Source organism: Microcystis sp. LE19-10.1B (assembly GCF_027530565.1).
Classification (GTDB): domain Bacteria; phylum Cyanobacteriota; class Cyanobacteriia; order Cyanobacteriales; family Microcystaceae; genus Microcystis; species Microcystis aeruginosa.
Window position 1 is genome coordinate 1 of sequence record NZ_JAPZQM010000498.1, and the last position, 12,750, is coordinate 12,750.

General features: G+C 43.8%; 13 protein-coding genes and 2 pseudogenes. 9 read left to right on the forward strand and 6 right to left on the reverse strand.

From position 1 onward, the window contains the following. Positions 1 to 247: 247 nt before the first annotated feature. Positions 248 to 364, reverse strand: a pseudogene (locus O9332_RS17890) (helix-turn-helix domain-containing protein); the annotation flags it as partial. 91 nt (positions 365 to 455) lie between these two features. Here O9332_RS17890 and O9332_RS17895 point away from each other — a divergent pair. From O9332_RS17895 to O9332_RS17920, 6 genes are all read left to right on the forward strand, one after another. Beyond that, positions 456 to 1,445 carry a CAP domain-containing protein gene (locus O9332_RS17895; protein WP_147069599.1) on the forward strand — a complete coding sequence of 330 codons (990 nt, stop codon included), beginning with the start codon at positions 456 to 458 and terminating at the stop codon, positions 1,443 to 1,445. Between the two features lie 268 nt (positions 1,446 to 1,713). Then, a complete protein-coding gene (locus tag O9332_RS17900) occupies positions 1,714 to 2,343 on the forward strand; it encodes a ribonuclease D (RefSeq protein WP_288026676.1) in 630 nt (209 codons plus the stop codon). A gap of 191 nt (positions 2,344 to 2,534) precedes the next feature. Then, the gene (locus O9332_RS17905; protein WP_288026678.1) at positions 2,535 to 2,666 is read left to right on the forward strand and encodes a hypothetical protein; all 132 of its coding nucleotides are present in this window, start codon (positions 2,535 to 2,537) and stop codon (positions 2,664 to 2,666) included. Between the two features lie 86 nt (positions 2,667 to 2,752). Further along, positions 2,753 to 3,403 (forward strand): DUF3318 domain-containing protein, encoded by a 651-nt coding sequence (locus O9332_RS17910; RefSeq protein WP_002756971.1) that lies wholly within the window; start codon positions 2,753 to 2,755, stop codon positions 3,401 to 3,403. 114 nt (positions 3,404 to 3,517) lie between these two features. Further along, positions 3,518 to 4,513 carry an anti-sigma factor antagonist gene (locus tag O9332_RS17915; protein WP_288026681.1) on the forward strand — a complete coding sequence of 332 codons (996 nt, stop codon included), beginning with the start codon at positions 3,518 to 3,520 and terminating at the stop codon, positions 4,511 to 4,513. Further along, positions 4,500 to 4,952, forward strand: coding sequence for an ATP-binding protein (locus tag O9332_RS17920; protein WP_002756968.1), 453 nt, complete (start codon positions 4,500 to 4,502; stop codon positions 4,950 to 4,952). Before O9332_RS17915 ends, O9332_RS17920 begins: the two co-directional genes overlap by 14 nt. Before the next feature lie 6 nt (positions 4,953 to 4,958). Here the strand turns inward: O9332_RS17920 and O9332_RS17925 are convergent, their stop codons facing one another. The 5 genes and pseudogenes from O9332_RS17925 to O9332_RS17945 form a co-directional block, all read right to left on the reverse strand. Continuing rightward, positions 4,959 to 6,404 (reverse strand): serine/threonine-protein kinase, encoded by a 1,446-nt coding sequence (locus O9332_RS17925; protein WP_043998831.1) that lies wholly within the window; start codon positions 6,402 to 6,404, stop codon positions 4,959 to 4,961. A 95-nt stretch (positions 6,405 to 6,499) separates the two neighbouring features. After that, a complete protein-coding gene (sbcD, locus tag O9332_RS17930) occupies positions 6,500 to 7,753 on the reverse strand; it encodes an exonuclease subunit SbcD (protein ID WP_002756966.1) in 1,254 nt (417 codons plus the stop codon). A gap of 42 nt (positions 7,754 to 7,795) precedes the next feature. Next, positions 7,796 to 7,939, reverse strand: a complete 144-nt coding sequence (locus O9332_RS17935; RefSeq protein ID WP_002736416.1) for a hypothetical protein — start codon at positions 7,937 to 7,939, stop codon at positions 7,796 to 7,798. A 16-nt stretch (positions 7,940 to 7,955) separates the two neighbouring features. Then, complete coding sequence (petN, locus tag O9332_RS17940) at positions 7,956 to 8,045, reverse strand: cytochrome b6-f complex subunit PetN (RefSeq protein WP_012265708.1); 90 nt, start codon at positions 8,043 to 8,045, stop codon at positions 7,956 to 7,958. 375 nt (positions 8,046 to 8,420) lie between these two features. Continuing rightward, positions 8,421 to 9,188 (reverse strand): annotated as a pseudogene (locus tag O9332_RS17945) (nuclease/transposase family protein); the annotation flags it as partial. A 316-nt stretch (positions 9,189 to 9,504) separates the two neighbouring features. Between O9332_RS17945 and pdhA the strand changes: the two are divergent. From pdhA to O9332_RS17960, 3 genes are all read left to right on the forward strand, one after another. Further along, positions 9,505 to 10,539, forward strand: coding sequence for a pyruvate dehydrogenase (acetyl-transferring) E1 component subunit alpha (gene pdhA / locus O9332_RS17950; RefSeq protein WP_288026686.1), 1,035 nt, complete (start codon positions 9,505 to 9,507; stop codon positions 10,537 to 10,539). A gap of 194 nt (positions 10,540 to 10,733) precedes the next feature. Next, positions 10,734 to 11,516 (forward strand): hypothetical protein, encoded by a 783-nt coding sequence (locus tag O9332_RS17955; RefSeq protein WP_002761059.1) that lies wholly within the window; start codon positions 10,734 to 10,736, stop codon positions 11,514 to 11,516. A gap of 113 nt (positions 11,517 to 11,629) precedes the next feature. Continuing rightward, positions 11,630 to 12,598, forward strand: coding sequence for a glycosyltransferase family 2 protein (locus tag O9332_RS17960; protein WP_288026688.1), 969 nt, complete (start codon positions 11,630 to 11,632; stop codon positions 12,596 to 12,598). Positions 12,599 to 12,750 lie beyond the last annotated feature (152 nt).

The window sequence follows — 12,750 nt, forward strand, 5'->3', positions numbered from 1 at the left end:
CCGACCATTGGAGGGATCGGGGGTAAAATTCAGGTACTTTTTCCCTGAAAATTAGGTAACTGACTACCTCAAAATCGGTAAAACCCCACACCCCACACCCCACACCCCACACCCTGCCCCCACCAACAAACTTTTTCAGCAAATCCTACTTAACAGATTTACCCCCCTCTGGTCAACAGGTCGCCACCAGGACTGGGAAAATGGGGAAATAGGGAAATTCAACTCAAACCCCTTCGCTGTGATTTCTCTGTGTTCTGACATGGAGAGCTTTATTGTCAACTAATCTTACACAGTCCAAGGTGTGCCGCAATAGCGACTCTTGTTCTGGTGTTGGGTAAAATCGGTAGCGATCGGCTTTCCCCATACCTGACCTTCTGGCATATATCCTGTAAATGCGCTAGTATTTAACAGTAAATCCAACCTAGAACGGCGGGGTTTCAGACCCAATTTTTTTGATGAAAAGTTTTTTTAAGAAACCTTATCGGTTAGGAATTTTGATGCTTGTATCGACAAGTTTAATGGCCTGTAGTGCCTTAAACTATAGCTCTTTTACGGAACTCGTGCCATCTTTCTCTCCCGCTCCTTCTCCCTCTCCTTTAGATGCGGCAACTTTACTTGTTTTAGAGAATAAAATCTATCAACAGGTCAATCGCTATCGTCTATCTCGCAATTTATCTCCCCTACTGTTAAATCGGGCAATTTCGCAACAGGCAAGATTACATAGCCAACGTATGGCCGCGGGTTTAGTTCCTTTTAGTCATCAAGATTTTGACAAAAGAGCGCAAACTATTGGTGTTTCGGTTCCCTATGAAGCGGTGGGGGAAAATGTGGCAGTTAATCAAGGTTATGATGACCCGGTAATGATTGCTGTGGATGGCTGGATTAAAAGTCAAGGTCATCGGAAAAATATGGAGGGAGATTTTGATAGTACCGGGATTGGAGTAGCGACGGATAATCAAGGAAAATTGTACTTTACTCAAATATTTCTAAAACGTCAATCCGCTCCTGTTTCTACTAATTCCCTTAGCTACGATCCTATCCAGAATCAATCTTTTTTAATTACCCTCGAAGAAAACACTAATTATCAAGTTAATCGCTACCGAATTTCTCAAAATTTACCGCCCCTACGTCTCGATGCTCGTATTAGTCATGAAGCTCGCTTATTTAGTCAAAAAATGGCCCATAAACAGGCTCCTTTTAGTCATGATGGTTTTGCGGGAAGAGTCAAGGCAGTACAAAGGAAGATTCCTTTAGAAAAAATGGGCGAAAATTTGGCTTTTATGAAGGGATATCCTGACCCCGTTAGCGTTGCCGTCAAGGGTTGGATTAATAGCCCCGGCCATCAAAAAAATATGGTTGGTGATTATAATCTCACCGGTATCGGTATCGCTAAAAATAATGTTGGTGAATATTATTTTACACAACTTTTTGTTAAAAAGCGTTGACAAAATCCCCCCGATGATACTTAAATTTAATTACCAGTTTTTAACATCAGTTATCAGTTATCATTTAAGTAGTCGGACATAAATTCTGTGGTCTATCTTAAGAAATGTAAATTGCCGCAATTCTTACTGACGACCGACTCCTTACCCCACAGTTAACTTTACTTTTGTCCAACTACTTATCAGGGAAATAAAGGCAGTCGTGCGATAGGCAAAAGCATTACAAATTTCCCTCCTGTCTCCTGTCTCCTGTCTCCTATCTTCTAACTATATGAACTTAGACAATTTTCAAGTGTGCGATCGAGATTTAAGCGATGACCTATTATCCCGTTATCTAGGGGTTAATTCGATCGCTGTAGATACAGAAACTATGGGATTAATACCGGGGCGCGATCGACTGTGTTTAATTCAACTCTGTGATCCCAGTGGTTTTGTCACTGCCATTCGCGTTTTTAGGGGGCAAACAGAGGCTCCTAATCTCAAAAAGGTCATGGAAGATGAGCGGATAGAAAAAGTCTTTCATTTCGCCCGTTTTGATGTGGCTCAATTATCCCATACTTTCGGCATTGCCACTCAACCGATTTTCTGCACCAAAATCGCCAGTAAACTGGCTCGGACTTATACCAGCAGTCACGGTTTAAAAAGTCTCGTGCAGGAATTGGAAGGCATAGAATTAGACAAAACCGCTCAGAGTTCTGATTGGGGAAATGCCGCTAATCTCACCCCACAACAACTGAGTTATGCTGCTAACGATGTGCGCTATTTACTGTCAGTGCGAGATAAATTAATTGTGATGATGCAAAGGGAAGAAAGATGGGAATTAGCCCAAAAATGCTTTAGTTGTATCCCCATCTTCACCGCTTTAGATTTACAGCAATACAAAGATATATTTGAGCATTAGCCAGCACAAGTTACAGTCTATTTAATAAGTAAATAGAAGAGAGATTTTGTCTTTGATCCCCCCTGCCCCCCTTGATAAGGGGGGTGCCGATAGGCGGGGGGATCGCCCTTGATAAGGGGGGTGCTGATCCCCCCTTAATCCCCCCTTAATAAGGGGGGTATCTGACAATTTTTAACACCCACCTACTTAGTATGATTGACTCCCAATCGAACTTTAAAAACCCAGTTATGGATGGTTTCTTCCCACTTCCCCACTTCCCACTTCCCCACTCCCCACTTCCCCACTTCCATCACTGTTTACTGATCACTGAAAATGCTCTCTAGGGCCAAAAGCTGCCAAGATCACAAAAAAGACCGCTATGATCGAAAATAGAAATCATCGTCATTGGTAGAGAATAGGTAAAAAATCTATGACATCTTATGCGGCCTCCTCTGCACGAGCCGAAATGAGCGAACTTCGGCGCCTAAAAACCCTACTACCTCCAGAATTACAAAGTTGGGTAACGGTAGAAGGTTCCACAGAGGTTAATCCCCCCCTGATCCGTTGTGAAGAAATTGGCAGAGATGAGGTAGAAATTCAGATAGATTTAGCCAAATGGGAAAATTTAGCCATCGATCAGCGTAATTTGCTCTTTTGGCATGAAGTCGCCAGGATTCAAAATGATAGTATTCCCCGGGAAGGCTGGGAAATGGCCGCCCTCGCTATTGGCTTAGGTGGTGCGGTGGGGGAATTATGGGTACAGGACGGGTTATTATTGCTTTTGGCTATGGGATTATGTGGGATTTCCGGTTATCGTCTCTGGCGCAAAAATAATGGCGATAAAATTCTCAAAGAAGCGATCGAAGCCGATGAAAAAGCGATCGCCTTGGCCACCCGTTTCGGTTATTCTCTCCCCAACGCCTACAAGAGCCTAGGCAGTGCCTTTAAAACCCTAATTGAACAAACGCCCAACCGTCGTCTGCGTAAGCGTTATGAGACCCGTTTAGATGCGCTGAGAAAGAGTGCAGCCAAAGCGAAAGCCCAAACCCAAGGCCGTCCGCCCCTAGGTGAGATTCGTTAGCCGATGATCACAGGTAATCTCTGACATTACCCATTGGTATTTGGGGAAAAGTGTAGTAAACATTTAAGTGGGTCATCAGGCCTTGTTCATCTATCAAACCACCTCTTTGTGTCGATGACTTCCCAAATTCCTGAAACACGTTTTCTGATCATTCCGATGGAGTATCCGGTTTTGCGGATGCCGGATCGCTTGACTGTCTTGGAAGCAGTACAGTTCAAGGATTTGTTTCACCATCTCATCGCCCAAACACCCACTCCCGAAAAAGTCATTCTTGATCTAAATGCCACTCAATTTATGGATAGTAGTGGTGTGGGTGCTTTAGTGCATAATCTCAAAGCGGCTAGGGCAGAAAATATCGAGTTAGTGCTGGCTAACGTCCATCCCCCAGTGATGGGGGTTTTATCGATTACGGGACTAGATCAATTATTCACTTTCCAAACCTCCCCCCTAGCACCCCAAGAAAACTGCTTTACTGCCAATGAAAACCATCTACCGGAAACTCATCCCTCGATTCGCAGTTGGTTAAAGCGCGGTCTTGACATTGTTGGTGGGATCGTGGGTTTATTAATCACGGGGGTTATTTTTGTCCCCATTGCTATCGCTATTAAGTTAGACAGTCCGGGTCCAATTTTTTTCAGTCAAACCCGCTGCGGTTGGTTGGGAAAGGAATTTAAAATTCTTAAGTTTCGTTCCATGTGTGTGGATGCAGAAGCACTCAAGGATAAAATCCCTAATCAAGCGGAGGGAGCTTTTTTTAAAAATAAAAATGATCCCCGGATTACCCGGGTAGGAAAATTTTTACGTCGCACCAGTTTAGACGAATTGCCCCAGTTTTGGAATGTGATCACCGGTGAAATGAGTCTTGTTGGCACTCGTCCTCCCACCCCCGATGAGGTGGAACGCTACGATGTTCCCCAATGGCAACGTTTAGATGTAAAACCCGGTATGACGGGAGAATGGCAGGTGAATGGTCGTTCTCGGGTGAGTAATTTTGAAGAGGTAATTCAACTAGATTTGCGCTATCAAGAAAATTGGAGTTTAGGCTACGATCTACAACTGATTTTTAAAACAATTTTGATTCTCTTTCAAAAAAACAGTGGTGCCTTCTGAAGTCTTAAATTCCCCTTCTTCCCCCCTCCAATTCTATCTACAAGTCCGGACGGAATTGGCAGCTTTAATCCCAGTCCTACAATGGTTTGAATCTCACGGCAGTTCCTTTCTACCTGACTCGGTGCTTTGGCAGTGTAAGGTGGCTTTAGCAGAAGGATTTACTAATGCTGTCCGTTACGCTCACCAACATTTACCACCGACTACACCGATCGATCTAGAATTAACTTTACAGTCCCATTCTCTAGAAATAAGAATATGGGATCACGGTCAACCTTTTGATCTGCAAGCCAAACTCGATTCTCTACAACAACATCCTCTCGCACCTTTGGAAATGGAAAGCGATCGAGGATTAATTTTTATGCGTTCTCTTACTGATACTTTACAATATATCCGCACTGGCGAAGGGAGAAATTGTTTAATTCTCCAGAAAAGTTTTTAAGTCAATTTATCCCCTGCTAGAAACTCCGTCCATGGCACAGGTTTCCAGACGAGAAAAAAGAATTATCCCACCCCCCACACCCCACACAAGGGTGGGGAGATGTCCCCAGGGTGCTTTGAGAGAGAAAGTAATTTGATCGTAGTATAACCACTTGTTATTAACTCGCCAACCGACTTTTGTTCCAAAAGCGTTCCATTTTTGTTGATCATAATTGCTGCTTCCTCCCAAACTTTCATAGATTCTTTTCTGAACAGATATACCGAATTTTCCCTGACTATATTTTAACCAGAGTTGATTGATAGTGGCTAAATCTTCACAGGGAAAGTTATCTATGTCTTCTATCTTAAGATATTTTTCTTTAGTTCGATCGGCAACTTTTAAGAAGAGATTAGCCGTTTCTTGATCTGCCTCTTGCCATTTTTCTTGCGCTAAGAAATCCCGTAGGTTAGTGTAATCAATTTCCTTGGCACTTTTGAGGTTAATTTCCTCCCTGGTGGCGGCTGGAAAAACTGGCAAAACCGTTTCTTGAATTGTATTCTGTGATCGGGGTTTTGGCGGAATCACGAAGGCTAATTTGACTGCTAACTCTTGCAGGACTTCCCCGGCTGATTGATAACGTTTTTTGGTGCCAAATTCAATTAATTTATCTAAAATTTTACCTAATTCAACAATAACAGGATTATTAATCAGGTGCTTTCTCCATACCCATTCATGTTCACTCACATCGAATAATTCAAAGGGAGATATTCCCGTTAATAAATAGATACAAGTGACTCCCAAACTATATAAATCACTGCTATTAATCGCTTTGCCATTGCTTTGTTCTGGAGCGATATATCCCGGCGAACCGATCACTGTTCCTGTCAGGGAAAGGTTAGCAATGGGCATGAATTTAGAGGCACCAAAATCCACTAAAATTATTTTATTATCGCTGCGTCTCCTAATTATATTAGCTGGTTTAATATCCCGATGAATGACTCTTTTAGCATGGATAAAATCAAGAATTGGCAAAATTTCCAATAAAAGATGTTTGATCTTTTCCTCATTGAAAACTCCCTCGCTTTGTAATTCTTGTTCTAGATTTTCTCCCTCAATATATTCTTGAACAAGATATTGTCGCCCATCATTGCTGGTAAAATAGGCATAGAGGGAGGGAATTTGTGGGTGTTGACCGAGATTATCTAAACTAATCGCTTCTTCTTTAAATAATTCCGCCGCTTTCTTGAGAGCATTGCTACCTTGAGCGCTAGGAAAAAATTGTTTAATCACACAATAAGGTTTAGAAGGTTTATCCTCATCAATTGCTTGAAAAGTTTTACCGAAACCTCCTTGACCAATTAATTTTATAGCACGATAACGATCTTTTAGTAATAATTGAAAGCGACATTTTTGACAGAATTTATCTGTAGGATCATTGTTATATAGACAATCGGGATTAAGACATAAACTCATTGTTAGTTCAAAGAGGGATAGGGAAGATGTTTCAGTGAGCAGTAAACTGATAACTGATAACTGATAACTGATAACTGATAACTGATAACTGATAGCTAAATCGAGGTTTCTTCCTCTAGCCAAATTTCTGGCTGTTGATTTAATAAAAGCTGGGCTGCCTCTAACATATCATCGACAATATCGCGCAAATCTGTCTTATTATCGATATAAGCTTTTAACGCCTCCATCGGATCTAATTGATTACCCACCCCTAATTCCGGTAAACGGGGACGGGTTAATTGACTAATTAACTCAGCCCGAATACTATAACTATGGGCAGTTTTTAACGCTTCGTCAAGCTGATTGGTGTTGATTAGTTCTAATTGTTCACTGCGAATTTTATAAACTAAGCGGATAACTGCTTCCTGAATATCGTGTTTTTTGAGAGCTTTTAGCAATTCTTTTTGGGGGTTTTCTGCCTCAGAAACATCCACTTCGATGGAACGGAAAGGACGCACGGGTAAAGGACAAAATTCCCATTTAACCTCTCCTTTAGCCACTTCTATTAGAACATAGCCCTTATCTTCTTTTTCCTCGCTAAAATCCACTCGATCGATGCTCCCTGGATAGACAATGGGCGGATCATTGCTAGGATTAAGATTTTGATGTTTGTGAACATGACCGAGGGCAACGTACTCGAATTGTGGACGATTTAGCAGCGATAAAGGTACGGTAAAACCTTTACCAACCGCTAAAAATCTTTCTGCTCCTAAACTAGCTCGATCGGCCATTAAATGGGCTAATAAAACTGTTGGTAAACTTGTATCTAATTGGCGAATTTCTCCTTCTAAAACCGGTTCCAAACGGTTAATTAACAATTCATTTACCCCACTCAAGGATAAACCCTCGGTTTCGGGACGGGTTAAGAGAGTGGCCCGGGTTAACCAGGGTAAAGTAATGACTTGGATATCGCCATTGCGGGTGGTGATGCGATGGGTGGTAAGGCGATCGCCAACAATAAAACCAGGCACCGCTAGGGTACGATAGATGGAGAGACTGACACCGCCATTACCATGAGAATGTTGATCGTGATTACCCACTAATAACACCGTCGGGATATTAGCATCGGCAAGACGACGGAATTGACTGGCAAAAGCTTCGTGAACAAAAGGAGGAGGAGTGGCATCGGGAAAGGCATCTCCCCCAAAAAGCACTAGATCCACAGGGGAGGCAATAGCCCGATCGATACAGAGGCTTAAACTGCCCATAAAATCCTCTAAACGCGTGTTTAATCCCGTTTTTGGATTTAAACGTCCATGGGAAAAACCGCTCCCCATGTGAATATCCGATAAGTGCAGTATTTTAATCATAGTAAATGAAAAACAGGCGTAATTAAGTACACCTGTTCAGGATTATTTTCCTAATTTTTTATCGCCATCTTGACGACGGCGATCGCGCCATTCTGTAGTCGTCAGGTAGAGAATGCCACCGCTAACGATAACGAGGAGAATTAAGGCGACTAGAAAGAGAGTGTTCAGAATCAAGGATGTTTCCATGGTATCTATAGATTACCTAGAAACCGTTACGACCCCAAACCACCATGGCGATCGACCAAGTGAACAGGGCGAGAATGCTAACCCAACCAAGTGTCAAAATATCCATAATTGCCTTTGTTAAACGAATTACTTAGGAGTTGACACTCTCCGCACTAAAAGTGCGGAGATTCTTGGGCTGAATCTTGCCGCTACTAGCAAAGCTAATTTTGGTCTTACAGTTTCATGTCTAGTCCGACTACACCTACAAGGTAAGCACTCTTAAAGACTACTCCCCAAGCGTAAATTTCTGTGTGTCCCACAGTATTTAATTGTTTTTCGCTCTTACCATGTGGACTTACGATGAAAGCTTTTGTACCAGTGATGGTTAGAGATTTAGGGATTACGGAGTGTCGCTTGTTTCCTGCGTTCCCAAAGTCAACGACTCAATTTAATGCTAACATAAAGTCGCCCTAAAGGGCGAGGTTTTCAACCCAAATTTTCGATGATTTAAGTGCGCTTGGTATCTTCTCTCCCGCCCCGATAGCCGTTTCAAGATCTCCCGACACCTACGCCTGGTGGATCTAGTGCCTTGAGACGCTTTCCTTTGCAGAGAAGCTCGAACGCGACTGTATTTATCCCTCGTTTCCTTGATTCCCTCCCCCGACCACGATTGATCGGTTGATGTTACCGCGATGTCACGACGGCCGAAATCGACCCCGATAATGTTATCCGCGTTGACAGGTTTCGGCGGTTCCGATTTTAGTTGGATGTGGACATACCAACCGCCGTCACGATGTAGGCAGATTTGAGCGGAGGTCGGATTTTGCCAGGTAAGTTTCCCCCGATGGTAATTGCTCGCTCTCAGGGGAATGGTTAACCGTTTCCCCGTGGTGCTAACAGTAATCGCCCAATCTTTCTCGACGAAACGGAAGGTTCGAGCGTCACAGTCGAAACTTGTTGGAGCAAAGTTCTTGACCTTCTTCCCTTGAAGTTTTGCTGTCAAACGATTAGCCGCCACCCGACCGCAAGCTCTGACAACGTGGTTAGCCGTCAATCCGAACCGATCCTTAACGTCCTGATAACAGACGGCTTGAATCGAGTTCCGGTTAGTCAGCTGGGGGTTGACGTTCTCGTTAATCCAGCTACAAGCCGACGCAAAAGCCGTACAGGTATCGGACAGCGCTTGTTGTTGTTCGCTACATACTTGAAGCTTGATCACTAGCGTCAGGACTTGTTCCACGGCCTCAAAAAACTCACCAACAGGAAGCATAACATATTTAGAGTCGATGTGCTACGCGCGTTTTATACTGGTCGGCATTCCTCCGCCGCTAACCCGTAGGGTGTAACGGGGGCATCCTGCCGACATCTAAGGTGAATTAAATGATGTAAGTGAGAGCGGAGCGAGTAAAATAACAAGATACCATCTTATCCTAGCCAATCTCTGACTGACTAAGGTTAGATTTGTAGAGAGAAAATACCAAGAACCTCTTGGTTTAAGCCTAAAAAATTCACTGCCAGAATTCTCGAACAATCTACCGCTTCCTCTCCCCCTGCCTTTTTGTTGTCTAAATGATACTACAGACCCTATGATTTCCGAACGTACTTTACCAACCTTTAATCCTGCTTCCATCGTTATTACCAAAGCTGAAGGTCTTCGCCTATACGAGGATATGGTTTTGGGGCGGATGTTTGAAGATAAATGTGCCGAAATGTATTATCGAGGCAAAATGTTCGGTTTTGTCCACCTCTACAACGGTCAAGAAGCGATATCTAGCGGTATTATTAAAGCCTTGCGTCAGGGAGAAGATTACGTTTCTAGCACCTATCGCGATCACGTCCACGCCCTCAGTGCCGGAGTTCCCGCTCAAGAGGTAATGGCGGAGTTATTCGGCAAAGCTACGGGCTGTAGTAAAGGACGGGGCGGCTCCATGCATATGTTCTCCGCCGAACATAAGCTTTTAGGGGGTTACGCTTTTGTGGCCGAGGGGATTCCCGTCGCTACTGGGGCGGCTTTTCAAAGTAAATACCGTCGGGAAGCCATGGCTGATGCCAGTGCCGATCAGGTAACGGTCTGTTTCTTTGGGGATGGGGCGAGTAATAATGGCCAGTTTTTTGAGTGTCTGAATATGGCCGCCCTCTGGAAGTTGCCGATTATCTATGTGGTGGAAAATAATAAGTGGGCGATCGGTATGGCCCACGATCGAGCCACTTCTCAACCGGAAATCTATAAAAAAGCCAGTGTTTTTAGTATGGTCGGTGTGGAAGTGGACGGTATGGATGTGGTCGCCGTTCATGCCGCCGCCAGAGAAGCTGTAGCCCGCGCCCGCGCCGGTGAGGGGCCGACTTTGATTGAGGCCTTAACCTATCGTTTCCGGGGTCACTCTCTGGCAGATCCCGACGAGTTACGCAGTGCTGACGAGAAACAATTCTGGGGCGAAAGAGATCCGATCACTCGCTTTGCCGCCTACCTCTACGAACGAGATCTGGCCACGAGAGAGGAATTAAAAGAAATCGAGGAGAAAATTCAAGCTGAAATCGAGGCAGCGGTTAAATTTGCCGAATCTAGCCCCGAACCCGATCCTAGTGAACTAACTCGCTTTATTTTCGCCGAAGACGAGTAATTTCAGTGATCAGTTACCAGTTATTCAGAGTTGAGTAATCAGTAATCAGTGATCAGTGATCACTGATTACTTAAGGTATTCTATGAGGGGGAGCAGCAAAATCCCGCCTTGAATCTGGTTGTTGTGGAAAAAATCCGTAAAAACCAGTTGCGCTCTTGTATAATTCGCTAAAATCCAGAGAAATAGCTTTTGCCATGGCGACTACAGAAGCATTGAACCCCAGTCAGTTCGCATTCTTAACCAACCTCACCGCTGATCGTTCAAGTTCACCCAACCCACAAGAAGAAATGGACAAAGTTATCATTCTCGTTAATGCCGAAGCTCAGGCCAGTGGTCAGATGTCTCGCCTATCGCCCGTTACCGAAAAAATGGTGATTGCCTTAAAAAATGCGGTTCCTAAATCCTTGGCGGTGGAGGTGACGGGGACGGCTTCCTTGTGGTCAAAAATGGAGTCGGGTAAAACCAGCCAGAATAATTTAATCTGGTGTCCCTTAACAATTCAATTACCCAATTGGGTGAATTTTCCTGGTAAAAAAGTTTATCAAGCTTGTCGGGATATCGAAGAAAGACGCGCTTGGGTTGCCCATACCCTGCACTATAAAACCAGTCAGGGAGATTCTTCTTTTGGGGATCTTTGGTTGCCGATCACGGTGACATCTAAGGGTTTAGAATACGGTGAGGTAATCGGAGAAGGCATGATCCCCAACGCCTACAGTCAACCGATTAGTCTGGAAAGAGAGAGTCTTAAGTCTTTACATCGGCTGGCAGCGCAATTACTGGATAATTTACAGGCTCCTGCTTCCGTTTATTTGCTACAGTTTCGTCTGGCTCATCGAGAAGTGGTTTTTGATCGTCTCTGGCCTTTTCCTGCTGCACCTGCGATCGCTTCTCTGCGCGGTCAACAGACGGATCTCTATGCATCCTACTGGAATTGTTTACGTCGGCAAGCAACGCTCGATCATTCCTTGGCAATTTAAAGGCACTGTCTAGCAGTAATCTATTAAGTTGACAAAAGGGATACTTTAGCAGAATATTTAGAGCGTAGCAGCCGCCATAAAAACACGGCTGTTGTCCGTTCAACCTCTCGAAAATGCCGAAATATTCGCTAATTATCCCGATTTATAACGAGGAAGAAACCATTCCAGAACTCTATCGCCGTGTCAGTGCCGTCATGGATAGTTTAGATGATTCTGTGGAACTGATTCTGATTAATGATGGCAGTCGGGACCGTTCCTTAAATTTAATGCGGGAACTACAGGAAAGAGATGCTAGGGTCTGTTACATTAGCTTTGCTCGTAACTTTGGCCATCAGGCAGCAGTGACGGCAGGACTTAATTTTGCTAGGGGTCAAGTTATTGTTGTCCTCGATGCCGACTTGCAGGATCCACCGGAATTGATTCCCAAAATGATTGAGTCTTGGCAAGCAGGTTATCATGTGGTTTACGCCCAGAGAACAAAACGGAAAAAAGAAAGTTGGTTTAAACGCCTAACTGCCTACGTTTTCTATAGATTGCTGCGACAATTAGCCGACGTGGATATCCCTGCGGACACGGGGGATTTTTGTCTGATGGATCGTCAGGTAGTGGACGTATTAAATTCTATGCCAGAACGGAATCGTTATATTCGCGGTTTGCGCGCTTGGATTGGTTTCCGACAAACTGCTGTTAAATTTGAGCGGGATCCCCGGTTTGCTGGCGAAGTCAAATACACTTTTAAAAAATCCCTAGCTTTAGCGATTAATAGCTTGGTGTCTTTTTCTAAGATTCCCCTGCGTATTTCCACTTATTTAGGCTTATTTTCCGCTTTAATTGCCCTGTTGATGGCTTTACTGGTTCTCTACTGGCGCTTACAGCAACCCGACTCTCCCGTTACCGGTTTAGCTACTATCTTGATCGCTGTGTTTTTCTTGGGTTCGGTACAATTGATCGGTATTGGCATATTAGGGGAATATATCGGGCGAATTTACGAAGAAGTTAAGGGCAGACCAGCCTATACAATCGCTGAGATCGCTGGGTTGGAAATTAATAGACCTCTTGTAAAAATCAAAAATTGTTGTTAGGGTTAGGAGTCAGGAGTCAGGAGTCAGGAGTCAGGAGAATTAGGAATGAACAATAATCAATTAAATGGTCTATTTAAGGATTTTATGCAATTTAATCCTTATTCTTACCGTTTTTGAACCCTCAAAAATTAATTATGCAAGAGGTTTAATAA

Bases quoted from the DNA above. Each gene is read 5' to 3' on its own strand.
- O9332_RS17935 (WP_002736416.1), bottom strand. From the start codon at position 7,939: ATGGAAACATCCTTGATTCTGAACACTCTCTTTCTAGTCGCCTTAATT.
- petN (WP_012265708.1), bottom strand. From the start codon at position 8,045: ATGGATATTTTGACACTTGGTTGGGTTAGCATTCTCGCCCTGTTCACT.
- O9332_RS17900 (WP_288026676.1), top strand. From the start codon at position 1,714: ATGAACTTAGACAATTTTCAAGTGTGCGATCGAGATTTAAGCGATGAC.
- O9332_RS17925 (WP_043998831.1), bottom strand. From the start codon at position 6,404: ATGAGTTTATGTCTTAATCCCGATTGTCTATATAACAATGATCCTACA.
- O9332_RS17960 (WP_288026688.1), top strand. From the start codon at position 11,630: ATGCCGAAATATTCGCTAATTATCCCGATTTATAACGAGGAAGAAACC.
- O9332_RS17955 (WP_002761059.1), top strand. From the start codon at position 10,734: ATGGCGACTACAGAAGCATTGAACCCCAGTCAGTTCGCATTCTTAACC.
- O9332_RS17910 (WP_002756971.1), top strand. From the start codon at position 2,753: ATGACATCTTATGCGGCCTCCTCTGCACGAGCCGAAATGAGCGAACTT.
- O9332_RS17895 (WP_147069599.1), top strand. From the start codon at position 456: ATGAAAAGTTTTTTTAAGAAACCTTATCGGTTAGGAATTTTGATGCTT.
- O9332_RS17905 (WP_288026678.1), top strand. From the start codon at position 2,535: ATGATTGACTCCCAATCGAACTTTAAAAACCCAGTTATGGATGGTTTC.
- pdhA (WP_288026686.1), top strand. From the start codon at position 9,505: ATGATTTCCGAACGTACTTTACCAACCTTTAATCCTGCTTCCATCGTT.
- O9332_RS17915 (WP_288026681.1), top strand. From the start codon at position 3,518: ATGACTTCCCAAATTCCTGAAACACGTTTTCTGATCATTCCGATGGAG.
- sbcD (WP_002756966.1), bottom strand. From the start codon at position 7,753: ATGATTAAAATACTGCACTTATCGGATATTCACATGGGGAGCGGTTTT.